We start from the raw sequence: 20,234 nt of genomic DNA, 5'->3' as shown, positions 1-20,234 counted from the left end.
CGCATTCAGATCCCTATGAACGAGCTCGGCGCAAGTCTCGGGCGTCGGCGCAGCGTAGGCCTGCCAAGCCATACTTGCTGTTTCAAGTTCATCTGCGGTCACGCCGATGGTGGGGATATGGGGCAGCGACTTGGCGATAGAATTTGCGTCCTCTGTGATGAGATCGAAGGCAATCAGGCGTAGTCTTGCCTTAGCCAGAATCTCTGGGTGGGAGCGGAGGTAATCGAGAAGCCAGATCAGCTGGAGCTGATCATTAGGATTCCGATCAAACCACAATTCCACAACGTCGCAGGGCTGGCAGAACGCGACCAGAGAGAGATGTCCAGTCTCTTTGACAGCTTGAGGCTTTCGTCCGACGTAGTCCGACCAGTGCCTGCCCGGCTTTGCTGTCTCCGAACGGGCGGCGACATAGACTGCGAGTTCGTCGAGAGGCAAAGGCCCATCAACAAGACGGAACATGAACGGAATGACGGCCTCGGCGAGGCCCGAGCGCATGAGATTGCTCCCGGATGAACCCGTCAAAATCACACGCCTCATCACACCACCTGATCAACGAAACGCAAAAAGAAACGGGCACTGATGACGTCGGCAACTCAACGTCCTCAGCGCCCGCTCCTCGCGAAAAGTTCTTCGCGGTAAGCTTACTCGTCCGCGGGCTCTTCGCCGTCGGCGTCGCGCTCGGGGCTGCCGGCCAGAATCTGCTCGGCGATCAGGCCGGAGTTCTGGCGGATCGAGGTCTCGATCTTGGCGGTGATGTCGGGGTTGGCCTTCAGGAACGCTTTCGAGTTCTCGCGGCCCTGGCCGAGGCGCTGGCTGTCATAGGAGAACCAGGCGCCGGACTTTTCGACGATGCCGGCCTTGACGCCGAGATCGAGGATCTCGCCCATCTTGGAGACGCCTTCGCCGTACATGATGTCGAATTCGACCTGCTTGAACGGCGGCGCCAGCTTGTTCTTCACCACCTTGACGCGGGTGGTGTTGCCGACCACTTCGTCGCGCTCCTTGATCGCACCGATGCGGCGAATGTCCAGGCGGACGGAGGCGTAGAATTTCAGCGCGTTGCCCCCGGTGGTGGTTTCCGGCGAGCCGTACATCACACCGATTTTCATACGGATCTGGTTGATGAAGATCACCATGGTGTTGGACTTGTTGATCGAGGCCGTGAGCTTGCGCAGCGCCTGGCTCATCAACCGCGCCTGAAGTCCCGGCAGCGCGTCGCCCATCTCGCCCTCGAGCTCGGCCTTCGGCACCAGCGCCGCAACCGAATCGATCACCAGCACGTCCACCGCGCCCGAGCGCACCAGCGTGTCGCAGATTTCCAGCGCCTGCTCGCCAGTGTCCGGCTGGGAGATCAGAAGTTCGTCGATATTGACGCCCAGCTTGCGCGCATAGACCGGGTCGAGCGCGTGCTCAGCGTCGATGAAGGCGCAAATACCGCCCTTCTTCTGCCCTTCCGCCACCGTGTGCAGCGCCAGCGTGGTCTTGCCCGAGGATTCCGGCCCGTAAATCTCGACGACGCGCCCCTTGGGCAGGCCGCCGATCCCGAGCGCAATGTCGAGCCCGAGGGAGCCGGAGGACACCGCCTCGACATCCATCGAGCGGTCGTTCTTGCCGAGCTTCATCACCGAGCCCTTGCCGAACTGGCGCTCGATCTGGGAGAGCGCGGCAGCGAGAGCTTTACTCTTGTCCATGGAGGATCCTTCGACGATACGCAGGGCAGTGGTGGACATCGGGTCGTGCTCCTTATGGCGAGGATTCGGGTGCGGGACAAACGATTGGCGCGGCGGGTCGTCGATAAAAGTAATGTACCCCATTTGTTCTAGGTTCGCAATATGTTCTTTTGCGGAATTTGGTACTGGCCTGTTTCCAATCCCCAGTGGCCTAGCTTGAAAATCACAGTGGCTTGATTTGGCTTTTGTCGGACACCGAACAGACGGAGCTCTATGGCCGATTTTAGATTCGTGGGGCCGGAAAATGGAGGACCGCGCCATGCAGCGTAGGCGGATCAAGCACACGACGTCCTTTGAAGAACGATTGGCACAAGAAGCCAGACGGTTCAAACAGGCGGCCGAAAAAGAGGCTCCAGGCAGCACCGCTCGCGAACTGTTCCTGCGCAGGGCCCGCCAAGCCGAGACGGCTTCGCACATGAATGCGTGGCTGACCTCACCCGCTCTACAGATTCCCAAAACAGATGTGCAGCAAGACAACTGAGGCAGGCAGTGGCAATGAGCGAACCCGCCAAAGGCTGCCCATCGATTGTGGTTCCGGATTTGGATGATGAGGCCGAAGTTTTGCGCGTCGCGAAGGTCACTGCGTTGAAAACAGGCCGGATGGTGACTGTTCGAGATGCGGACGGCCTCAAGAGTGAGACTGTCTCCCCTATCAAACACTAGCGCTGGCGATGAACCGGGAAATCCTAATTTTCAGCGCTTCGTTGGTGTGGTTAGCCATTGTGGCAATCGGTTGCGTTTACGTGCTGATGCAATAGGGCCGCCTCATTCACGACAGGGGCATGGGATGCGGCGGAGGTGGCGCGCGCGGCCGCCCTGCGGGCGTTCCGTCCGGGCACGATGAACCACGATGAACCTTGGCACGGCACGACAGACACACCGGTATCGGGATTTTACATTTCCCCTCCCGGGGCTGGAAAGCCGCCGCCTGCGTCTCATTTAAGCGGGCGGCGTTTTATTTTTCCGGAGCCGCACGCGCCGTCATCATTCCGCAATCTTGTGGCACCGAACCTTTCCGTGGCTGCCGACTTGAAAAGGGGGCCGCCACCCATGGGGGATTGGATCATGACGGAAGACACGCAGCACCATGCTGTCAGGCGCAATTCTCTGCTCGAGGCGGCGCTCGAGGAGATGGCGAAGTTCGAGCGCAAGGAAATCGAGTTCCGCAAAAAGGACCGCGCGGAGCGTGCCGCCGACCTCCGCCTGCCGCTGGACGAGATCAAGGTGCATTAGGAAAGGTGCATTAGGAAACGCCAGCCGAAACAGGCCGTTGCCTACTGTGCATGGGGTTGTTTTCGCAGCTTTTGGCGGCACGTGCCGCCAAGGCCGCCGCTACATCAACGCCAGCAGCACGATGCCGATGACCAATACCACGAAGCCAGCCGCCGTCGCGGCGGCAAATGACCGCTCTACCTTGTCCATGATGCCACCCCGCTAGCAGCGCGCCACGTTTCCCCCATGGCTTCGCCGTGCCCGCAAAGTGTCGCCAACGGATGTGTCTGAAGTTGTGCGGGGGGATGTCTGAATTGGGACGTGAGAGCGGCTCTCGACGTGGCCGCAAGCCCCGGTCTGTCAGGCTGTCGTAAGCTGAACGGGCTAGGGTCGTCCGGCTATGGTGTTGCAGCCCAGCACCTCAGCCTCCAATAACCTTCTACCCCGCCCGGCTCTCCCCTGGCGGGGTTTTTTCTTGCGCGAGCACGGATCCATCGCGCGTGCTCCGCGTATGCCTCCGTGGTTCTCCGACCATGAACGGAGTTCCTGGCCGGGTGGCCGCGCGCATGAAAAAGCATCCATCGGTTCCATTTTCGGAATCCGATTTCGCTTATTTCGAACGCGCTTGCTGAATTCCGATGAGCCACCTGCGACTTGGCGGCAAATTTTGCTTGTCGCTGGAATATTGCGACGGCCAACATGTTACCCGACATGGCGAGGTGAATCGTGGAGGTGACCATGAATCACAGGGGCGTTGAGTTCACGGTTGCAAAGACGGCGATCCCGGGCGTCTGGCAATGGCAGTTCCGGATCGGCGACGAGACCAAGACAGGCAAGACCGAGACGAAGATCGACCTGCTGGCGATCCGTCGCGTGCAGCTGCGCATCGATCGGGAGCTGAAGGCGATCGGCCGCAAGACGGCCTGAACGAGACGGCCTGAACCGGCGGGTTGAGAGGCTGGACCAGGGCTAGTCGGCGCTGGGCAGCCGCCGCATGGTGAATTCGACGTCCCCGCCGGGCAGCTCGCGCCAGCTCTCGACTTCGCTCATGTAGCCGGCCTTGGGATAGCGCGCGAAGAAGGCCTGCGCCCTTGCCCGTGCGGCCGCACGCGGCAGAGTAAAACTCTCGCGCAGATAGCCGTCACCGGCCTTGTCGCCCGATCCAGCAGCCGGCTTGTGCCGGCGCGCCATCCGCTCGGCGAGGTCCCGCGGGCGATCCGCCATCTCCTGCCTCCTCAACGCAACACTACGAGGGAATGTAGGATCAGGGCCAGGCCAAGGGGAGTCCCGAAAGGAGGCGTCACCCGCCTCCGGAGCCATGGTCGATTGGCTCCCCCGGAGGCCTTGGTCAATTGGCGGCAGTACCGGCCTTGGTCTTCTTGGGCGCGCTGGTGGCGGCCGAGGCCTTCGGCGCGGGCTGCTTCGGCTGGTCGGCGCGCATTCCGCCCCAGGGATCGCTGGACGCCTTGGCGTCCGGAATCTTCTTCAACGTCTCCTTGTAGGCCTTGTCGCGCGCGGCATCTGCGGCCTTCTCGTCCTCGGTCTTGGAGGGGCCGTCCGCCATCAGATTGATATGGGGCGACTCCTGCGCGAAGGCCGGTCCAGCCACCAGCGCCAACACCGCCGCCATACGGAAAAGCTTCATCACTCACTCCTTGATCATCGATAGAGGGGACGGATGCCGCACCCTGACCTTCTTCACGGCTCCGCTAAAGCCGATCCGATTTGCACGATTTCGGCCCGTGGAGCCAGTCGTCCCAGATCGGGCCGCACCTGGTGCAACCGTTCAGCGCCAGACCAAGCGCGGCCAGGCAAATGACAAGGACACATCGACGCAACATCGTCCACCCGCTCCCAAGCGTGGCATCATATCGGGCGAAGTCGGGCATTTTCAAGCCGGCGGCCCGGTGACTTTGCCGCGCCCGAGCGGGCAGAATGAGCGAAACATCCGGCAACACAGGAGGGAACGACAGCCATGCCACCGCAGCCAGACGCCGAGTTCGGCATCACTGAGGCCAGACGCATCCTCGCCGAGGTCTTTGCCCCCTGGGTCCAGGATCTCAGCCTCTCCCTCGAGCGCATCGAGCACACCCCACCCGCAGACGCGTCGGACTGGCAGCCGGGCGCACTGCTCCGCATGCCGTTCTCGGAGCGGCTGTGCCGCAACGGCGGCGTGGTCTGCGGCCAGGCGCTGATGGCGCTTGCCGACACCGCGATGGTGATCGCGAACCTCGCCGCCAATCGCGGTTATCGTCCAATGACCACGGTGGACCAGACCACGCATTTCATGCGCGCGGTCTCCTCGTCCGACGTGCTGGCGGATGCGCGCGTGGTGCGGCTCGGGCGCACCATGAGCTTTGGCCGCGTCACCCTGCTGTCCGCCACCGACAACAAGCAGGTGGCGATGGTGTCGGGCGCGTTCGCGATGCTGCCCGGCTGAGCCTGATCCGAATCGAAGAGAGCCGCGTGAGCGCAAACGCACCGCGGCTCTCGATGGCGATCGCAAGAGACGCAAGCACGATGCAATCACGCTCCCGCCGCGACGCTTCCAAAATTACTTGCCGAGCACTTCGTCGGCGGCAGTGACGATGCTGACGTTCGGATTGGTGCCGCAATAGGTGCCGAACTTCTTGGCGTTGTCGACGAACACGTCGGTGTCGATGATCGCATTGTCCTCGTCGCCCTTGTACCAGCCGTCCATCCAGGTCAGCACCATCTTGATGGTGTCGTCGCCGCTCTCGAGGAACTGCTTGCAGCTCATCGTGGCAAGATCGAGCTTGGTGGCATGGGCGGGCATGGACGACAGCGAGAGCGCTGCGGCGAACAGAAGCGAAAGCGTGGTCTTCATCGAAATCTCCATCGGCGTGTAACGCCATAAAAGAAAGGCTTGCGGGGTAAACTCGGCGGGAAGTGACTCGCCGCTTCAACGTCGTAAACGAAGTCTGAAGCGCTGTGCAAGTAGCGCCAGTATTGTTGTGGATTTCACGCGACAATTTCGTGCGGAATTGCCGCACGGTGTGGCGCAACGACAAGCGCATCGGCCTTGCCTTCGTGCAACAGCGCGTACGATGTGAATGACCGTTCGCATCGTATGCACGCAAACATCATGTCGACCTGATACGACGTCGGCGACGCCAGCGCAGCCCCGCGATGACCAGCGCGACAATCGTGAGCGCGATCGCCGACGACGCCGCGAAGAATCGCCCGCCGGTGTGAAATTCGAAAGCGCGGACAAGCTGGCCGACATTGTCGGACGTGATCTGGCGCAATGGCGAGAAGCGTGAACCGCCGGGATCGCCGCCCCAACTCTCCCAGGCGACGCACGGCCGCGCAACAAGCAGAACGACGAGGCCAACCAGATATCGCAGCCGGCCCGCCACCGCGCGCCTCGCGCTATTTCGGCTTCTTGGCGGGCTCGCTCGGGCGCGCCCCGCCCCACGGGTCATACTTTTCCTTGGACTCCGGAATGCGCTCGAGCGCGGCCTTGTAGGCCTTCTCATCGGCCTTGGGCTTGTTGTCCGCCTTCTGGCCGCTATCCTGGTGACGCCGGCCGCCGCCCATCTGCGCCTGCGCGGACGCAACCGTCAGTGCCAGCACCGCAGCCGCCATGACCAAAATTCTCATTGGTGCAATCCCCCTCATCCGGGGTACAAACTAGCCCGCAATCCTCTAATAGCAAACCTGGTGGTTTCCACCCCTTCAGCAAATGTTGATCGGCCGGGACTTCGTCCGGTCGAATTCGCGCCTATCTGTTGGCCCGCAGGGGACCTTCACGAATGTTGCGGATTGTTGCTCATGTGGCGCTGCTCGCCGGCGCGCTCGCGCTCGGCGCGTGTGGCTTCGCCGACAGCCGCGCGCCCGTGCCCGATTTCATGCGCCTCAAGGAAGCCGACCAGCCGCCGCCCGAACCGCCGCCTGACATCAAGCGCGTGGTCCGCGAGCAGATCGAAGTGGTCTTCCTCAACACCTCCTATCCGCGCGAGGTGCAAGTCGCCCTGCCCCATCACGAGGTCCACGGACCGGGCTGGACGGCCTGCGTCCGCGCACAACTCACCTCGGCCACCGGCTCGGCGCTAGGCACCCAGACCTACATCGTGACGATCAACGGCGGAAAGGTCGTCGACAGGCGGCGCGCGGAAGCTGATGACATCTGCGGGTCGGAAGCTTACGAGCCGATCTAGCAATCGATCGCACCGGCCTGTCCGGTCCTGTCTGCGTCAGGACTCCAGCGGATGAACCGGCGCCGCGATCCGTGTCGATGATTGCAGCTTCGCGATGAAGCGGGCAAGCACCATGCCGGCGCACATCGCGGCGACGAAGATGACGGCTGAGGTCGAGCCAAAGCCAAGCGCAGTCAGTGCCGGTCCTGGACAGAAGCCGGCCAAGCCCCAACCGACGCCGAAGATCGCGGGCCCAACGACGATCTTCGGATCGATGTCGTTGCGCGTCGGCACGGAGAAGCGTTCGGCGAACAGGGGATGTGCAAGCTTCAGGACATGCCTGAAGCCGACGAAGGTCACGGCGACCGCGCCCGCCATCACGAAGGCGAGGCTCGCGTCCCATGTCCCCGCCGGGATGCCGCCGAGGTCGAGGAAGTTCAGCACCTTTGCCGGATTCGACATCCCGGAGACAACGAGCCCCAGGCCGAACAACAAGCCGATCGCAAATTGAACGAGAATGGTCATTGCCCTCAGCTCCAGTGCCGGATCACAAAGACGGTGGCGATGCCCGTCGCCATGAAGGTGAGGGTCGCGACCAGCGAGCGTACCGATAATCGCGACAGACCGCAGACGCCATGGCCTGACGTGCAGCCGCTGCCCCACACTGTGCCGAAGCCGGTGAGCACCCCTGCGACAATCAGCACCGGCGCTCCCGCCGCGATCGTCTGCGCCGGCAGGCTTCCGGTCACGAGCCTCACCAGCACGGGTGCGGCGATGAGGCCGGCGACGAAGGCGAGCCGGCCGGCAAATTCGCGGTCCTCGTAAGGCGGAAACAACCGTGCCGCGATGCCGCTGATGCCGGCGATCCGTCCCGTCGCCCACATCAGCAGCACGGCGGACAGGCCGATCAGCACGCCCCCGAGCAGCGAGGCAATCGGCGTGAAAGACGTAGCGACCATTTTGATCCTCCGGATCGAGACAGCATCCGCCAGTGGGCCCGCCGAATGCTCAATGAGACGTTAACAATACCACTCGAATTGAAGCGGCGTCCCAACGGGATTTTCCAATCTTTGCGCTAAGCATGACCGCGTAACGCCGGCTCAAGCCCGCGTGAACGGGGAACGACGAGACGTGGTCGACATCGCGCACCAGGCTGCGATCAATCCGGCATCGGCGAAGGATGCAACGCCCGCGCTCGTCTCGCTCACGGCGATCGAGCCCGGTCAATGGCGCGCACTGGCGCAGCGGGCGGTCGAGCCGAACGGCTATTATTTGCCTGCCTGGGAGCTCGCCGTCAGCGCAACCGCGCGCGGCCGTATCGGCGCCTCGGCCTTGTCCGTATACGGCGGTTCCTCGACGCGGCTGATCGGGTTGATGCCGATGGTCTCGCTTTGGCAGGCCTGGAAGATTCCCTTGCCGGCGCTGGTAAGCGCGCATCCCTACGGCACGCTGTGCAGCCCGCTGATTGACCGTGACGCGCCGATCGACGCCGCGACGCGCCTGCTGCAACGGGCCCGCGAGGCCGGCGCGCATGCGCTGATCCTGCGCGACGTCGCGCTGGACGGCGCTGCGATGGCATCGCTCAAGGAAGCGCTCGGCCAGGCCTGCCTGAAGCCGCGCGTGCTCGGCTCCTATGTCCGCGCCAGCCTCGATGCGACACAGGATGGCGAGGCGCTGCTGTACGAGGCTCTTGGCGCCAAAAAGCTCAAGGAGTTGCGACGACAGCGCCATCGCCTTGAGGCGCACGGCGCGATCAGCTTTGACGTCGCGCGCAAGCCCGACGAGATCAGGCCCGCGCTCGAAACCTTCCTGCAACTCGAAGCCAGCGGCTGGAAGGGCGAGCGCCGCACTGCATTGATTCAGGACGCGGGCGATGCGACCTTCATTCGCCGCGCCGTCCCCGCACTTGCCGAGACCGCGCAATGCGAGATCGTCACCCTGCGCGCCGGCGCGACACCGGTTGCCGCCGGCATCGTGCTGCGCCACCAGGACCGCGCCTTCTTCTTCAAGCTCGGCATCGACGAGCGTTTTGCAAAATATTCGCCGGGCGTGCAGCTCACGCTCAACCTGACGCGCCATCTCTGCGCCGATCGGTCCATCGCGAGCGCGGATTCCACCGCGAGCGCCGATCATCCTATGATCAACCCGATCTGGCGCGGCCGCTTTGCGATCAGCGACGTGCTGATTCCGCTCAGGCGCAACGATCCGATGGTGGCACTCATCCACGCGTCGCTGACCGCGCGCGGCTTCGCACGCGAAGCAGCACGCCGCGCGCTTCATCTTCTCCGCAAGTAGGTCTGCGCTACTCCGCCGCCTGCGCGTTGATCTCCGCCGAGACCTGGCGGATGGCGCGGGCGAGCAAGTTCGGATCCTGCGCACCGGAGACGGCGTATTTCTGCGCGAACACGTAGGTCGGCACGCCGGAGATGCCCTTCTCGGCAGCCTCCTGCGCGTCGGCCGACACGCGCGCGACATCCTCGTCGCTGGCAAGGCGCTTGCGTACGTCCTCGGCATCGAGGCCGACATCGGCGGCCGCCTGCACCAGCACGTTGACGTCAGTGAGATCGCCGCCGTCGCGGAAATACAGCTCCATCAGCCGCTGCTTCATCTCGGGCGCCTTGCCGATCGCCTCGGCCCAGAGGATCAGGCGGTGACAGTCGGTCGTGTTGGGCTGGCGCGCAACCAGCTCGGGCTTGTAGAGGAGGCCCTCTTCGCTGGCAGCCGCGACCACGCGGCCGGCAATGCCCTTATAGGCCTCGACCGAGCCAAACTTGGTGGTGAGATAATCCTCGCGGCTGATGCCGTCGCGCGGCACCCAGGGATTGAGGAAGAAGGGCCGGAAATTCAGCTTGACGGGAACGTCGGGCACGAGCGCCAGCGCGCTCTCGATCCGATGCTTGCCGATATAGCACCACGGGCACACCACGTCGGAGACGACATCGATCTGGAGCGGTTTCAGCGTGCTCATGAGCGCCTCCTTCGGGCAGTGCGGTTTCGTCGGAAGATAAGCCGAACGCCGCCCGGGGCAAGGGTGCTAGGCCAGATTTGCGGCCGTCTGTTTCAGCCAAGCGGCGGTGCGTTCGTCCGCCGGAAAGAACGTCTCCAGCGCCAGCTCCGACAGGGTGATGTCGACCGGCGTGCCGAACACCATGGTGGTGGAGAAGAAACTTAGTATCCCGCCGTCATGGCGCAGCTTGAACGGGATTGCGACATTGTCGCTCGACAGCGGGCCGGAGCGCGCCGGGATCGGATAGCTCTTGAGGTCATGATAGAGCTTGATCAGCTCCGGATCGGCCGTCGCCTCGCATTGCCGGTGCAAGCGCTCGAGCAGATGCGCGCACCATTCCGCGAGATTGACGGTACGCGGCGCCAGCCCCTCCGGATGGAAGGCGAGCCGCAGCACATTGAAGGGCTGGCCGAGCAGCCGCTCCGGAACGCCCTCGAGCAGCGGCGCCACCATGCGATTGGCGGTGACCAGATTCCAGTGCCGGTCATAGGCCAGCGCCGGATTGGGCTCGTGTGCCCTGAGCACGAGGTCGATCGCCTGCCGGGCTGATTTCAAGGCGGGATCCTCCAGTGGGCGCTGCGGAAACGCCGGTGCGTAGCCGGCGGCAACCAGCAGCACGTTGCGTTCGCGCAAGGGCACGTCGAGACGCTCGGCGAGCCGCAGCACCATGTCGCGCGAGGGCGCGGCGCGGCCGGTCTCGACGAAGCTCAGATGCCGCGCGGAAATCTCCGCTTCGCCCGCGAGATCGAGCTGGCTCATGCGGCGGCGCTGCCGCCATTCGCGCAAATGGTCGCCGATATGGACCGGCTGGCTGGGTTCGGCGCGGGCCGTGGATGCATGTGCGTTCATGGTCGAAAACCTACCACGCAGATTTCAGCCCTTCCATTACCCATGAGGTAATCGAATTGGGTCCCTCCGTGGCGCATCTTCCTAAGCACAGGAGATGACCATGATCGCGCTGCTGCTCTACCGCACCCTTGCAGACAACCTTCTTCCCTGGGCCATGGCGTTCGCGACCAGGATGCTGGCACGCAGCCTCAACATGCCCGAGCCGCTGGTGCATTCCACCGGCCACTACGTCGTCGCGCACGTCACGGCGTTCGAGCACAGCGTCGGCAGAAGCCTTTGCCCGTTCCGCCTCGCTCGCCTGCTCCGCACCTGGTGGCGCGGATTGCATTGAGTTCACCCCAAGCCAACCCAACCATGGAGACCTCTGATGATTGACGCATCCACCTTCCTGCGCCGCGCCCTGCTCGCCGACGCCGTGTTCAGCGGTGTCGCCGCGCTCGGCTTCATTTTTGGCGCTGGCGCGTTCGCCACGCTGTTCAATCTGCCCGAGGTGCTGTTGCGCGAAACCGGCCTGTTCCTGGTCGCCTATACCGCACTGGTCGGATGGCTCGCCTCCCGCGCAGTAGTGCCGAAGGCGATCGTGCTGCTGGTCGTGATCGGCAACGCGGCCTGGACGGTCGGCAGCATCGCGCTGCTGTTCTCGGGCGCGGTGTCGCCGAACCTCGCCGGCGAGCTCATGGTCGCGACGCAGGCGGTCGCGACCGGCGTATTCGCCGAGCTGCAATATGTGGGGCTGCGGAGGAGCGGGAGTGTGGTGGCGGCGTAAGATCTCGGGTCGCGGACGCGCCGCAACGCTTTTGGCGTTGCGGCGCGGAGCCGGGACCCACGCAGCACGGATTGCTCTCGGAGACATAGGCCCCGGCTCAGCAGCGCACGCACACCGCTAGGATCTACTCGGGTGGCTGAAGCCCGGGCGTTCGCAGCCACTCGCTCATGTGCGAGCCTGTCTCGGCCTGTCTGGCTCTACGAAGTGCATCCTCGCGTTGAGGACCGGGGGGAAGGGATTTGGCTTTGTCCCGGAGGCGTTGCGCCTCTTCGGCAAGTCGTTCTTCAAGGGGAACGGTCTGTTTGAAGCGGCGTCGGCGCTGCATGGTACAACCTCGTCTGACGGGTCCTAACCGTTGGGGTTTGAGTTCCAGCGAAATTAATATGCAGAAGGCGCGGGTTCTGTTCCAAAGTGAACATCAAAATTCAGGACGCCGCACCAATGTACCTACGAAGGCGCACCTTCGTTGAGGACGGACCGCACCGGCAGCGTGGGGCGACTATGAGAAGCGAACTACTTCGGAAACCGCGCCGCAATCGAGGCGAAGCACAGGACGACGTCGCGCGGCTGACGGAAGCTACGCCTTCGCGCGGCCGACCTTGCCGGCGAAGTGCTTGCCGTTCAGCTTCTTCTTTTTCGCCGCGGTGGTTTTCGCGCCCACCTTCTGCGCCTTGCGCTCGGCGCGCGCCTTCACCTTGGCGCGTTCGGCCCGCTCCGCGGCACGCTGCTTCTTGCGCTTGGCTTCGCAGGAAGGACACTTGCAGCCGATCGGCTTCAGATAGGCTTTGAAATAGTCGGTGCCGTAGTCGTAGTTGATCTCGTCGCCCGGCTCGATGTTCTTGATGGCGCGGATGAACACCTTGCGCTCGCGCGGACGGACGTCCGACTCGGCGTTGGGCCGGCAGGAATGGTTGATGTAGCGGGCGACGTTCTTGCGCACCGAGCCGTCGATGGTCCAACGGCCGTTGAGCTCGAACAGATATTTGTTCTCGATGTCGTCCTGCGCAGGGATTCGGCAGTCCAGAATCGGCCCGAAATAACGGATGATCCGGGTGCCCTTCCTGATCGGTTTGGTGGCGAAGAGGCCAAGCCCCGTCTTGGAGCGGCCGACGCGATAAGGTTTGTTCGACGAGATGGCTGGCATGATCAAGTGTAAAGAGGACGCGAACGAGGCTGCATGAGCCCAAGCGAAGCCGCTCTTCTAGAACGATTCCGCGCCCCTGTCAGGACTATCGGAAGCGCGATTGACCTTGCCCACAGTGAAAGTGTCGGGAGCCGCGAGTTCCGCATCATCGCTCGCCCGCGCCGGCCTCGATCTTCCGCCAATGCCCAATGCTTTCTGCTCAATCCCTGGGCGCGACGGCTCGCGCGGTCGCGCGAGCATGCATGACAGGAATTGCCGACGTTCCGTTCGATCAGGTGCTTGGCAGCTTTCCCGCCACCGTCGACTTCAGGATCGCTTCCAGAAGCTGCTCGGCCGTCGTGCCATCGGGCAGCCGCTCCAAAATGTCCTCGAGCCGACCGTCGAGCAGCAGCATGGTGAAGCCGTGCACCATCGACCAGGCCCGCGCGATCGCGGCGCCCTGCTCGATGGTCAACTTGTCGCCGCTGATCGGTTCCTGCCGCATCGCGCCGATCGCATTGGCAAGTCCGGCAAACGAGGATTCCGCGGCCTCGTGCAGCGAAGGCCTGGAATAGTCGAGCCGCTCGGTGCGGAACATCAGACCGTACATGCCGGGATGGGCCTGGGCATAGGCGACGTAGGCTTTGGGCCGCGCCAGCGCCCGTTCCAGCGGCGAGGTGGCCGCGTCGCAGGCAGACGCCATCGCCGCATTGAACTGGCGGAAGCCGATTGCGGCGAGCTCGCTGACGAGGCCGGTGAGATCGCCGAAATGATGCGTCGGCGCGGCATGCGAGACCCCCGCCTCGCGCGCCACCGCGCGCAGCGTCAGGCCGCCGAGCCCGTCGCGCTCCAGCACCCGTTCGGCCGCCTGCAGCAGCGCCTCGCGCAAGGCGCCATGATGATAGGGCGTCTCGGCCTTCGCGCTCGCCCGGCGGCGCGCCGGCCGAGATGCCGGCGATGTCTTTTTCGGGGCGCGCGCGAGGTGCGCCGTTTCGCTCTTGGTGTCGGCGGTGGTGCTGCTCTTGGCCATTTACAAGCTATATGACGCAATATTGACAGTGTAAAGATTTCGCTTGACGGACGCCGCGCTTGGTCCTATTCCATCTTTACGATGTAAAGATAGGGAGGGATACGCCGTGCAGCAGGACGCCACACCTGAGCGCCGTAACAATATCGCGCCGATTCCGTTCGAGGCGGACGCGCGTTTCCTCAGGATCGTCGGCGAATTGCCGCGCGAGTTGAACGGCACGCTCTACCGCAACGGCCCCAATCCGCAGTTCGACACGCCCGGCGCGCACTGGTTCGTCGGTGACGGCATGCTGCATGCTTTCCACCTGGAAAACGGCCGCGCCAGTTACCGCAACCGCTGGGTCCGCACGCCGAAATGGCTTGCCGAGCACGATGCCGGCCGCGCGTTCTTCGGCAACGGCTTCGGCCGCAAATTGCCGGACGCACCTGCCCATGTGACTGACGGCGGCGTCGCCAACACCAACATCATCTTCCACGCCGGCAAGCTGCTCGCGCTGGAAGAGGCGCATCTGCCAACCGAGATCGAGCCGGGCACGCTTCAGACGCGCGGCTATTGCAACTACCAAGGCCGCGTCGCCGGTACGTTCACGGCGCATCCGAAGATCGATCCTGTCACCGGCGAACTGGTGTTCTTCGGCTACAACGCGGCGGGGCCACTCACGCCCGCGCTCTCATTTGGATCGATCGATGCATCAGGCAAAGCGACGCGCTTCGAGCGGTTCGAGGCGCCCTATGCCAGCATGGTGCACGACTTCATCGTCACCGAGAACCATTTGCTGTTTCCGATCCTGCCGCTCACCGGCAGCGTGGAGCGCGCGATGGCGGGCCGGCCGCCTTACGCCTGGGAGCCGGAGAAAGGCGCCTATGTCGGCGTGATGAAACGCAAGGGGGCGAGCAAGGACATCGTCTGGTTCCGCGCGGAAGCCTGCTACGTCTTCCACGTCATGAACGCGTGGGAGGACGGTGACTGCATCGTCGCCGACGTCATGCAGTTCGAGGAGGCGCCGCTGTTTCCGCATCCCGACGGCCGGCCGACGAATCCCGAGAAATCCTTCGCGCGCCATTGCCGCTGGACCTTCGATCTCGCGGGCAATACAGACCGCTTCCAGCAGACCTATCTCGACGACCTCACCGGCGAATTCCCGCGCATCGACGATCGCCGCGCCGGCTTGAAAAGCCGTCACGGCTGGTACGCCTGCGCCAATCCGCGGCTGCCGATGTTCGGTGCACTGTCCGGCATCGTCCATGTCGACGGCAATGGAAAGCGGCTCGGCCATTATCTGCTGCCGGCCGGCGACACCATCTCGGAGCCTGTTTTCGTCGAGCGGTCGAAAGATGCTGCGGAAGGCGACGGCTGGCTGCTCGCTGTGGTCTGGCGCGCGCGGGAGAACCGCAGCGACCTCGCGGTGTTCAACGCCACCGACATCGAGGCCGGTCCAGCCGCGCTGGTGCAACTCGGCCATCGCGTGCCCGACGGCTTTCACGGCAATTGGGTGGGAGCGCAGTAGCTCCCTCCCCCTGTCATTCCGGCTTGCGCCACTTGCTTGGCGCGAGCCCGGAATGACGGATCGAGGAGACTTCGCATGCACGTCCCCGCCATCACGGCGAACTATCTCGCGATCCTCGCGCTGATCTACGCCGCGCTCGCGCTGCAGGTCATCCGGCTGCGGCGGAGCAACGCTGCGCCGTTCAACGACGGCGGCAATGAAGGCTTGCGCAGCGCGATCCGCGCCCATGGCAATTTCATGGAATACGTTCCGATCATCGCGCTGATGGTGGCGTTTCTCGAAATGTCCGGCGCATCGCCCTTGCGCATTCACCTGCTGATGGGGGCGCTCGTGCTGTCGCGGCTCTTGCATCCGCTCGGCATGTCCGCGACGCCGGGCTCGCTCAAATTCATGATCTGCCGCAGCGGCAGCATCTTCCTGACCATCGGCCTGCTGGTCTCTTGTGCACTGACCATTCTGTCGCGCCTGCCCTGGGCGGCCGTCGCCGACGAGATATCGGATCAAGCCATTGCAACGATTGAGTTTTTACATGTTGTTCACGTCATTTTGACACTGTAAAGATTTCGCTTGACCCGACGCCGGCCCTGAACTACCAATCTTGACATCGTAAAGATTGGTTCGACCGAGGCGACCATGACGATCTTCCTGATCCTTGCTCCCTATGGCGTCTACACTATCCTGATGATGGTGACGTCGGCCACGACCAGCGTGTTCGTGGCCTCCGCGATCTGCCTCGCCACCATCGCCATCGACGTGGCCTGCGGCCGCTCGGTGAAGATTTTGGCCGCGGGCTCGGCGATCCTGTTCGCAGGCATCGGCCTCACCCTCGCGCTGCGCGCCCCCTCGCTCAGCGCGCTCGGCGTCAGGCTTTCGGTCGATATTGGCATCTTCGTCATCTCGCTCGGCTCGATGCTGGCGCGCCGGCCCTTCACACTGCAATACGCGGTTGAATCCGTGCCGGCCGAGACCGCGGCGATGCCCGGCTTCCTCACCGCCAACTACGTCATCACCGCCGCATGGACCGCGGCCGCGCTCTTGATGATGGCCGCCAACATCGTGCTGCTCTACTTCCCGGGCTTGCCGGTGTGGCTCGGTCTCGCGGTTGCCTTCGCCGCCCGCAACAGCGCGATCTATTTCACCAAGTGGTATCCCGAATATCGCCAGATCAAGTATGGTGCGCCCGCCGGCGCGTTGCCCGAAGCCCAGTGAGACAGGACCGACAATGAAGGACGTATTCGCCCGCCTCGCCTCCGATTTCCTGTCGGCCATCGTCTTCCTAGTGATCTATCTCGTCACCGACAACGTCATCCTGGCTACGTCGGTGGCGATTGCCGGCGCGATCGCGCAGGTGATCTATGCGCGCGTCAAGGGGCGTGAGCTCGGCTACATGACCTATGCCAGCGTCGCACTCGTCATCGTGCTTGGCACGGTCACGCTGCTGACCAACGATCCCCGCTTCATGCTGGCCAAGCCTGCGATCGCGCATTTCGCGATCGGCGCGATCATGCTCAAGCGCGGCTGGATGCTGCGCTACATGCCGCCGATCGTTGTCGGGACCGCGCCGGAATATGTCACCGCTGCGGGCTATGCCTGGGCCGCGCTGATGTTCGTCCTCGGCGCCGGCACGATCGCGGTCGCATCCACCGGCGATCTGAAGCTGTGGGCGTTCTATATCTCTGCGGTCGCGGGCGGCGCCAAGGCCCTCGCCTTTGCCGTGCAATACGTGGTGTTCAGGCTCGTCGTCACCAGCCGCCGGCGCGCCGCCGCCCGCGCCTGAATGCCGCCCAAGCGGCATTAGGCAGGCGTTAGGCAGCGGCTTCAAGTTGCGCTATAGGCTCGGCCCAGGACGGGTTGCGGATCATCGCAGCCTGCCGGGACATTGTTCGGGAGACGCGAATGGCCGTGGACGGAAACTGGAATCTGACCATGACGACGCCGATGGGCGAACGCCAGGCGACACTGAGCCTGAAGGAAGCGGGCGGCACGCTCACGGGCACGCAAGGTGCGGAAGGCAATACTGCCGAGATTTTTGACGGCACCGTCAGCGGTGACGCCGTCAACTGGAAGGTCTCCATCACCAACCCGATGCCGTTAACGCTCGAGTTCATCGGAACGGTCTCCGGCGACAGCATGAGCGGCGAAATGGGCATCGGCCCGATGGGCAGTTTTCCGTTCACTGGCGCGAAGGCGTAAGCTTATCCTCTCGTGTCCCGGACGCGGTGCAGCGTGTAACGCTGCTCCGCAGAGCCGGGACCCATGCCGCCACATGGACCCCGGATCAGCAGCGCACCGCTTCGCGCTGCGCAGCATCCGGGGAAAGTGGAGCTAGCCCAGATTCAATTCCTTGAAGAAATCATTCCCCTTGTCATCGATGATGATGAACGCCGGGAAGTCGACGACTTCGATTCGCCAGATCGCTTCCATGCCGAGCTCGGGATATTCGAGCACCTCGACCTTCTTGATGCAGTGCTCGGCGAGGTTTGCCGCGGCGCCGCCGATCGAGCCGAGATAGAAGCCGCCATATTTCTTGCAGGCCTCGCGCACCGCTGGCGCGCGATTGCCCTTCGCCACCATCACCATCGAGCCGCCGGCGGCCTGGAACTGGTCGACGAAGGAGTCCATGCGGCCCGCAGTAGTCGGACCGAATGCACCGGAAGCGTAGCCTTCGGGCGTCTTGGCAGGTCCCGCGTAATAAACCGGATGGTTCTTGAAATAATCCGGCAGCGGCTCGCCCTTCTCCAGCCGCTCGCGCAGCTTGGCATGCGCGCTATCGCGCGCGACGATCATGGTGCCGGTCATCGAGACCCGCGTCTTGATCGGGTTCTTCGAGAACGTCGCCAAAATGTCCTTCATCGGCTGGTTGAGGTCGATCTTGACGACCTCGCCGCCGAGCGACTCCTCCACCTGCGGCAGATACTGCGCCGGGTTGTGCTCGAGCTCCTCGAGATAGACGCCGTCCTTGGTAATCTTGCCGAGCACCTGGCGGTCGGCTGAACAGGACACGCCAAGCCCGATCGGCAGCGAGGCGCCATGGCGCGGCATGCGGATCACGCGGACGTCGTGGCAGAAATATTTTCCGCCGAACTGAGCGCCCACGCCCAGGCTTTGCGTCATCTTGTGGATTTCCTTCTCCATCTCGACGTCGCGGAAGGCGTTGCCGTCAGGCGAGCCGTGGGCCGGCAGCGCATCGAGATAGCGGGCCGACGCCAGCTTCACCGTCTTCATGCAGAGCTCGGCCGAGGTGCCGCCGATCACGATCGCAAGGTGATAAGGCGGGCACGCCGCGGTGCCGAGAGTGAGGATCTTCTCTTTCAGGAAGGCAAGCAGCCGGTCCTTGGTCAGCACCGAAGGCGTGGCCTGGAACAGAAAGCTCTTGTTGGCGGAGCCGCCGCCTTTGGCCATGAACATGAACTTGTAGGCGTCATCACCTTCGGCGTAGATCTCGCACTGCGCCGGCATGTTGTTGGCGGTGTTCTTCTCCTCGTACATCGAGAGCGGCGCCACCTGCGAGTAGCGCAGATTACGGCGCAGGTAGGCATCGCGCGCGCCTTCCGACAGCGCGGCCTCGTCGTCACCGTCGGTGATGACGTTGCAGCCCTTCTTGCCCATGATGATCGCGGTGCCGGTGTCCTGGCACATCGGTAGCACGCCGCCGGCCGCGATGTTGGCGTTCTTGAGGAAATCCAGCGCCACGAACTTGTCGTTCGGGCTCGCCTCGCCATCCTCCAGGATCGCGCGGAGCTGCTTCAGATGGCCGGGGCGCAGGTAATGGTTGATGTCGCCGAAAGCCGCCTCCGACAGCGCCCGCAGCGCCTCGCGCGACACCACCAGCATGTCCTTCCCCAAGACCTTCTCGACCCGGACACCCTCTGACGTGATCTTCTTGTAGGGCGTCTCGTCCTTGCCCAGCGGGAACAGCGGGGTGTGCTTGTAGGGCGGGACGGGTTTTGAGGCGTCGGGGAAGGCGGTGGGAGCGTTCATGGGGGCAATCTCGGGGTTTTGGAGCCCTCGCGGGCCTCTAAGCATAGAAGCGTTCTAAGCTTTTTTGCCGCAAAGGGAAGGCGTTCTGGCGCGGCCGGGGCATCCCGATTCGGTGCCATGGCGGCCATTTTGCGATCCCCTCGTTCGATCAGCGGGTGGTCACGGTTGTGCCCAATCAAGCCGGGTTGCACCCCTTGCACTTCGCGCGCGGCGACGGTTGAATGCGCGCCCTCAAGGGGCTTTTCATCATGATTTTCAAACTGCACCTCCGCGGCGCGATTGTCCTCGCCGCCGCAATCATCGGCCTGGTGACCCTCGCTGTGCCTGCGCGCGCGGACCAGTGCGACGATATCGCCAAGCAGCTCGCCGGTGGGGTTGACGGGCTGAAGGTCAACTTCAAGGCCGCCAACATCATCTACCTGACCCATCCGGCGGCGAAGGAACTGTCGCTCGGCTGCCGTGCCCAGGGACAGACCTATTCCAACGAGCTCTACGCCAAGGGCGACCGCAAGCCGACGCCGCCGTTCTATGATCTGGTCGCTTCCACGGCCGCGATCATCTTCACGGTAACGAAGGATGACACCACGACCGGTGCGACGCGCTGCCTCAAGCGCATGGGCCTGTTGCGCGGCGACAAGGTGACGATGCGCTACAAGCGTCTCAACATGGAATGCACGCGCACCAAGACGGATGCGACGATCGCGATCACGCGGCCTAAGGACGAGTAGGTCGAGTAGGTCGAGCTGCCGCCACACACTCCGTCATTGCGAGCGCAGCGAAGCAATCCAGAGTCTTTCCTCGGAGGGATTCTGGATTGCTTCGCTGCGCTCGCAATGACGAGGAGAGATCGGAGCTCTCCCTGACACAGA

At 63.6% G+C, this 20,234-nt stretch carries 29 protein-coding genes; 15 read left to right on the top strand and 14 right to left on the bottom strand.

Translation table 11 applies throughout. The features are described 5' to 3' along the window. Nucleotides 1-641: 641 nt before the first annotated feature. Nucleotides 642-1,730, bottom strand: a complete 1,089-nt coding sequence (gene recA, locus FXB38_RS14080; protein WP_026233157.1) for a recombinase RecA — start codon at nucleotides 1,728-1,730, stop codon at nucleotides 642-644. Between the two features lie 244 nt (nucleotides 1,731-1,974). Here recA and FXB38_RS14075 point away from each other — a divergent pair, with 244 nt between their 5' ends. From FXB38_RS14075 to FXB38_RS14065, 4 genes are all read left to right on the top strand, one after another. Beyond that, entirely contained in the window at nucleotides 1,975-2,211 is a 237-nt protein-coding gene (locus FXB38_RS14075) for a hypothetical protein (RefSeq protein WP_246229880.1), read from the top strand. A gap of 14 nt (nucleotides 2,212-2,225) precedes the next feature. Continuing rightward, nucleotides 2,226-2,393, top strand: coding sequence for a hypothetical protein (locus FXB38_RS42720; protein ID WP_187434861.1), 168 nt, complete (start codon nucleotides 2,226-2,228; stop codon nucleotides 2,391-2,393). 135 nt (nucleotides 2,394-2,528) lie between these two features. Further along, the gene (locus tag FXB38_RS14070) at nucleotides 2,529-2,963 is read left to right on the top strand and encodes a hypothetical protein (RefSeq protein WP_148751439.1); all 435 of its coding nucleotides are present in this window, start codon (nucleotides 2,529-2,531) and stop codon (nucleotides 2,961-2,963) included. A 717-nt stretch (nucleotides 2,964-3,680) separates the two neighbouring features. Further along, nucleotides 3,681-3,869, top strand: coding sequence for a hypothetical protein (locus tag FXB38_RS14065; RefSeq protein ID WP_148751438.1), 189 nt, complete (start codon nucleotides 3,681-3,683; stop codon nucleotides 3,867-3,869). A 42-nt stretch (nucleotides 3,870-3,911) separates the two neighbouring features. Here FXB38_RS14065 and FXB38_RS14060 read toward each other — a convergent pair whose 3' ends face one another. Beyond that, nucleotides 3,912-4,166, bottom strand: coding sequence for a hypothetical protein (locus FXB38_RS14060; protein WP_148751437.1), 255 nt, complete (start codon nucleotides 4,164-4,166; stop codon nucleotides 3,912-3,914). Nucleotides 4,167-4,290: 124 nt separating this feature from the next. Next, on the bottom strand, nucleotides 4,291-4,587 hold the full coding sequence (locus FXB38_RS14055; RefSeq protein ID WP_148751436.1) for a hypothetical protein: 297 nt from the start codon (nucleotides 4,585-4,587) through the stop codon (nucleotides 4,291-4,293). Nucleotides 4,588-4,917: 330 nt separating this feature from the next. Between FXB38_RS14055 and FXB38_RS14045 the strand changes: the two genes are divergently transcribed. Beyond that, nucleotides 4,918-5,382, top strand: a complete 465-nt coding sequence (locus FXB38_RS14045) for a PaaI family thioesterase (RefSeq protein ID WP_148751435.1) — start codon at nucleotides 4,918-4,920, stop codon at nucleotides 5,380-5,382. Between the two features lie 114 nt (nucleotides 5,383-5,496). Here the strand turns inward: FXB38_RS14045 and FXB38_RS14040 are convergent, their stop codons facing one another. The 3 genes from FXB38_RS14040 to FXB38_RS14030 all read right to left on the bottom strand — a co-directional run bounded on the left by FXB38_RS14040 (nucleotide 5,497) and on the right by FXB38_RS14030 (nucleotide 6,566). Continuing rightward, a complete protein-coding gene (locus FXB38_RS14040; protein WP_187434860.1) occupies nucleotides 5,497-5,790 on the bottom strand; it encodes an HdeA/HdeB family chaperone in 294 nt (97 codons plus the stop codon). Between the two features lie 256 nt (nucleotides 5,791-6,046). Continuing rightward, on the bottom strand, nucleotides 6,047-6,322 hold the full coding sequence (locus FXB38_RS44840) for a hypothetical protein (RefSeq protein ID WP_148751433.1): 276 nt from the start codon (nucleotides 6,320-6,322) through the stop codon (nucleotides 6,047-6,049). Between the two features lie 13 nt (nucleotides 6,323-6,335). After that, nucleotides 6,336-6,566 (bottom strand): hypothetical protein, encoded by a 231-nt coding sequence (locus tag FXB38_RS14030; protein WP_148751432.1) that lies wholly within the window; start codon nucleotides 6,564-6,566, stop codon nucleotides 6,336-6,338. Between the two features lie 152 nt (nucleotides 6,567-6,718). On the opposite strand from FXB38_RS14030, the gene FXB38_RS14025 reads away from it, so the two are divergent. Then, nucleotides 6,719-7,123 carry a hypothetical protein gene (locus FXB38_RS14025; RefSeq protein WP_148751431.1) on the top strand — a complete coding sequence of 135 codons (405 nt, stop codon included), beginning with the start codon at nucleotides 6,719-6,721 and terminating at the stop codon, nucleotides 7,121-7,123. Between the two features lie 36 nt (nucleotides 7,124-7,159). On the opposite strand, the gene FXB38_RS14020 is transcribed toward FXB38_RS14025, so the two are convergent. After that, a complete protein-coding gene (locus tag FXB38_RS14020; protein WP_148751430.1) occupies nucleotides 7,160-7,627 on the bottom strand; it encodes a YeeE/YedE family protein in 468 nt (155 codons plus the stop codon). A 5-nt stretch (nucleotides 7,628-7,632) separates the two neighbouring features. Continuing rightward, nucleotides 7,633-8,076, bottom strand: coding sequence for a YeeE/YedE family protein (locus tag FXB38_RS14015; RefSeq protein WP_430640173.1), 444 nt, complete (start codon nucleotides 8,074-8,076; stop codon nucleotides 7,633-7,635). Nucleotides 8,077-8,233: 157 nt separating this feature from the next. Here FXB38_RS14015 and FXB38_RS14010 point away from each other — a divergent pair, with 157 nt between their 5' ends. Further along, a complete protein-coding gene (locus FXB38_RS14010) occupies nucleotides 8,234-9,397 on the top strand; it encodes a GNAT family N-acetyltransferase (protein ID WP_148751428.1) in 1,164 nt (387 codons plus the stop codon). A gap of 7 nt (nucleotides 9,398-9,404) precedes the next feature. On the opposite strand, the gene FXB38_RS14005 is transcribed toward FXB38_RS14010, so the two are convergent. Beyond that, nucleotides 9,405-10,070: a DsbA family oxidoreductase gene (locus FXB38_RS14005; RefSeq protein ID WP_148751427.1), complete on the bottom strand. Its 666-nt coding sequence runs from the start codon at nucleotides 10,068-10,070 to the stop codon at nucleotides 9,405-9,407. A gap of 66 nt (nucleotides 10,071-10,136) precedes the next feature. After that, nucleotides 10,137-10,958, bottom strand: coding sequence for a helix-turn-helix domain-containing protein (locus FXB38_RS14000; RefSeq protein WP_148751426.1), 822 nt, complete (start codon nucleotides 10,956-10,958; stop codon nucleotides 10,137-10,139). Nucleotides 10,959-11,058: 100 nt separating this feature from the next. Between FXB38_RS14000 and FXB38_RS13995 the strand changes: the two genes are divergently transcribed. Next, entirely contained in the window at nucleotides 11,059-11,289 is a 231-nt protein-coding gene (locus tag FXB38_RS13995) for a hypothetical protein (RefSeq protein WP_148751425.1), read from the top strand. Nucleotides 11,290-11,325: 36 nt separating this feature from the next. Next, nucleotides 11,326-11,724, top strand: a complete 399-nt coding sequence (locus tag FXB38_RS13990) for a hypothetical protein (RefSeq protein WP_148751424.1) — start codon at nucleotides 11,326-11,328, stop codon at nucleotides 11,722-11,724. Between the two features lie 124 nt (nucleotides 11,725-11,848). Here the strand turns inward: FXB38_RS13990 and FXB38_RS43795 are convergent, their stop codons facing one another. From FXB38_RS43795 to FXB38_RS13975, 3 genes are all read right to left on the bottom strand, one after another. Then, on the bottom strand, nucleotides 11,849-12,049 hold the full coding sequence (locus FXB38_RS43795) for a hypothetical protein (RefSeq protein ID WP_148751423.1): 201 nt from the start codon (nucleotides 12,047-12,049) through the stop codon (nucleotides 11,849-11,851). Nucleotides 12,050-12,301: 252 nt separating this feature from the next. Then, nucleotides 12,302-12,868: an SET domain-containing protein gene (locus tag FXB38_RS13980; protein ID WP_148751422.1), complete on the bottom strand. Its 567-nt coding sequence runs from the start codon at nucleotides 12,866-12,868 to the stop codon at nucleotides 12,302-12,304. A 271-nt stretch (nucleotides 12,869-13,139) separates the two neighbouring features. Beyond that, nucleotides 13,140-13,877, bottom strand: a complete 738-nt coding sequence (locus FXB38_RS13975; RefSeq protein ID WP_148751421.1) for a TetR/AcrR family transcriptional regulator — start codon at nucleotides 13,875-13,877, stop codon at nucleotides 13,140-13,142. Between the two features lie 106 nt (nucleotides 13,878-13,983). Between FXB38_RS13975 and FXB38_RS13970 the strand changes: the two genes are divergently transcribed. The 5 genes from FXB38_RS13970 to FXB38_RS13950 all read left to right on the top strand — a co-directional run bounded on the left by FXB38_RS13970 (nucleotide 13,984) and on the right by FXB38_RS13950 (nucleotide 17,577). Beyond that, the gene (locus FXB38_RS13970; protein ID WP_148751420.1) at nucleotides 13,984-15,384 is read left to right on the top strand and encodes a carotenoid oxygenase family protein; all 1,401 of its coding nucleotides are present in this window, start codon (nucleotides 13,984-13,986) and stop codon (nucleotides 15,382-15,384) included. Between the two features lie 75 nt (nucleotides 15,385-15,459). Next, complete coding sequence (locus FXB38_RS13965; RefSeq protein WP_148751419.1) at nucleotides 15,460-15,942, top strand: MAPEG family protein; 483 nt, start codon at nucleotides 15,460-15,462, stop codon at nucleotides 15,940-15,942. A gap of 75 nt (nucleotides 15,943-16,017) precedes the next feature. Then, the gene (locus FXB38_RS13960) at nucleotides 16,018-16,593 is read left to right on the top strand and encodes a hypothetical protein (RefSeq protein WP_148751418.1); all 576 of its coding nucleotides are present in this window, start codon (nucleotides 16,018-16,020) and stop codon (nucleotides 16,591-16,593) included. A 13-nt stretch (nucleotides 16,594-16,606) separates the two neighbouring features. Beyond that, nucleotides 16,607-17,161 (top strand): inner membrane-spanning protein YciB, encoded by a 555-nt coding sequence (locus FXB38_RS13955; RefSeq protein WP_148751417.1) that lies wholly within the window; start codon nucleotides 16,607-16,609, stop codon nucleotides 17,159-17,161. 119 nt (nucleotides 17,162-17,280) lie between these two features. Further along, nucleotides 17,281-17,577 (top strand): hypothetical protein, encoded by a 297-nt coding sequence (locus tag FXB38_RS13950; protein ID WP_148751416.1) that lies wholly within the window; start codon nucleotides 17,281-17,283, stop codon nucleotides 17,575-17,577. Nucleotides 17,578-17,709: 132 nt separating this feature from the next. Here the strand turns inward: FXB38_RS13950 and FXB38_RS13945 are convergent, their stop codons facing one another. Beyond that, nucleotides 17,710-19,365: a fumarate hydratase gene (locus FXB38_RS13945; protein WP_148751415.1), complete on the bottom strand. Its 1,656-nt coding sequence runs from the start codon at nucleotides 19,363-19,365 to the stop codon at nucleotides 17,710-17,712. Nucleotides 19,366-19,613: 248 nt separating this feature from the next. On the opposite strand from FXB38_RS13945, the gene FXB38_RS13940 reads away from it, so the two are divergent. Beyond that, nucleotides 19,614-20,093, top strand: a complete 480-nt coding sequence (locus FXB38_RS13940; RefSeq protein WP_148751414.1) for a hypothetical protein — start codon at nucleotides 19,614-19,616, stop codon at nucleotides 20,091-20,093. Nucleotides 20,094-20,234: the final 141 nt, after the last annotated feature.

Source organism: Bradyrhizobium cytisi (genome assembly GCF_008123515.1).
GTDB classification, from domain to species: Bacteria; Pseudomonadota; Alphaproteobacteria; order Rhizobiales; family Xanthobacteraceae; genus Bradyrhizobium; species Bradyrhizobium cytisi.
The sequence above is the reverse complement of the archived record's forward strand: the minus strand, read 5'-3'. Positions and strand labels throughout refer to the sequence as shown.

What these genes read in the sequence shown, in the direction of transcription:
- recA (WP_026233157.1), bottom strand. Translation starts at nt 1,730, where the DNA reads ATGTCCACCACTGCCCTGCGTATCGTCGAAGGATCCTCCATGGACAAG.
- FXB38_RS14075 (WP_246229880.1), top strand. Translation starts at nt 1,975, where the DNA reads ATGGAGGACCGCGCCATGCAGCGTAGGCGGATCAAGCACACGACGTCC.
- FXB38_RS42720 (WP_187434861.1), top strand. Translation starts at nt 2,226, where the DNA reads ATGAGCGAACCCGCCAAAGGCTGCCCATCGATTGTGGTTCCGGATTTG.
- FXB38_RS14065 (WP_148751438.1), top strand. Translation starts at nt 3,681, where the DNA reads ATGAATCACAGGGGCGTTGAGTTCACGGTTGCAAAGACGGCGATCCCG.
- FXB38_RS14060 (WP_148751437.1), bottom strand. Translation starts at nt 4,166, where the DNA reads ATGGCGGATCGCCCGCGGGACCTCGCCGAGCGGATGGCGCGCCGGCAC.
- FXB38_RS14055 (WP_148751436.1), bottom strand. Translation starts at nt 4,587, where the DNA reads ATGAAGCTTTTCCGTATGGCGGCGGTGTTGGCGCTGGTGGCTGGACCG.
- FXB38_RS14045 (WP_148751435.1), top strand. Translation starts at nt 4,918, where the DNA reads ATGCCACCGCAGCCAGACGCCGAGTTCGGCATCACTGAGGCCAGACGC.
- FXB38_RS14040 (WP_187434860.1), bottom strand. Translation starts at nt 5,790, where the DNA reads ATGAAGACCACGCTTTCGCTTCTGTTCGCCGCAGCGCTCTCGCTGTCG.
- FXB38_RS14030 (WP_148751432.1), bottom strand. Translation starts at nt 6,566, where the DNA reads ATGAGAATTTTGGTCATGGCGGCTGCGGTGCTGGCACTGACGGTTGCG.
- FXB38_RS14025 (WP_148751431.1), top strand. Translation starts at nt 6,719, where the DNA reads ATGTTGCGGATTGTTGCTCATGTGGCGCTGCTCGCCGGCGCGCTCGCG.
- FXB38_RS14020 (WP_148751430.1), bottom strand. Translation starts at nt 7,627, where the DNA reads ATGACCATTCTCGTTCAATTTGCGATCGGCTTGTTGTTCGGCCTGGGG.
- FXB38_RS14005 (WP_148751427.1), bottom strand. Translation starts at nt 10,070, where the DNA reads ATGAGCACGCTGAAACCGCTCCAGATCGATGTCGTCTCCGACGTGGTG.
- FXB38_RS14000 (WP_148751426.1), bottom strand. Translation starts at nt 10,958, where the DNA reads ATGAACGCACATGCATCCACGGCCCGCGCCGAACCCAGCCAGCCGGTC.
- FXB38_RS13995 (WP_148751425.1), top strand. Translation starts at nt 11,059, where the DNA reads ATGATCGCGCTGCTGCTCTACCGCACCCTTGCAGACAACCTTCTTCCC.
- FXB38_RS13990 (WP_148751424.1), top strand. Translation starts at nt 11,326, where the DNA reads ATGATTGACGCATCCACCTTCCTGCGCCGCGCCCTGCTCGCCGACGCC.
- FXB38_RS43795 (WP_148751423.1), bottom strand. Translation starts at nt 12,049, where the DNA reads ATGCAGCGCCGACGCCGCTTCAAACAGACCGTTCCCCTTGAAGAACGA.
- FXB38_RS13980 (WP_148751422.1), bottom strand. Translation starts at nt 12,868, where the DNA reads ATGCCAGCCATCTCGTCGAACAAACCTTATCGCGTCGGCCGCTCCAAG.
- FXB38_RS13975 (WP_148751421.1), bottom strand. Translation starts at nt 13,877, where the DNA reads ATGGCCAAGAGCAGCACCACCGCCGACACCAAGAGCGAAACGGCGCAC.
- FXB38_RS13965 (WP_148751419.1), top strand. Translation starts at nt 15,460, where the DNA reads ATGCACGTCCCCGCCATCACGGCGAACTATCTCGCGATCCTCGCGCTG.
- FXB38_RS13960 (WP_148751418.1), top strand. Translation starts at nt 16,018, where the DNA reads ATGACGATCTTCCTGATCCTTGCTCCCTATGGCGTCTACACTATCCTG.
- FXB38_RS13955 (WP_148751417.1), top strand. Translation starts at nt 16,607, where the DNA reads ATGAAGGACGTATTCGCCCGCCTCGCCTCCGATTTCCTGTCGGCCATC.
- FXB38_RS13950 (WP_148751416.1), top strand. Translation starts at nt 17,281, where the DNA reads ATGGCCGTGGACGGAAACTGGAATCTGACCATGACGACGCCGATGGGC.
- FXB38_RS13945 (WP_148751415.1), bottom strand. Translation starts at nt 19,365, where the DNA reads ATGAACGCTCCCACCGCCTTCCCCGACGCCTCAAAACCCGTCCCGCCC.
- FXB38_RS13940 (WP_148751414.1), top strand. Translation starts at nt 19,614, where the DNA reads ATGATTTTCAAACTGCACCTCCGCGGCGCGATTGTCCTCGCCGCCGCA.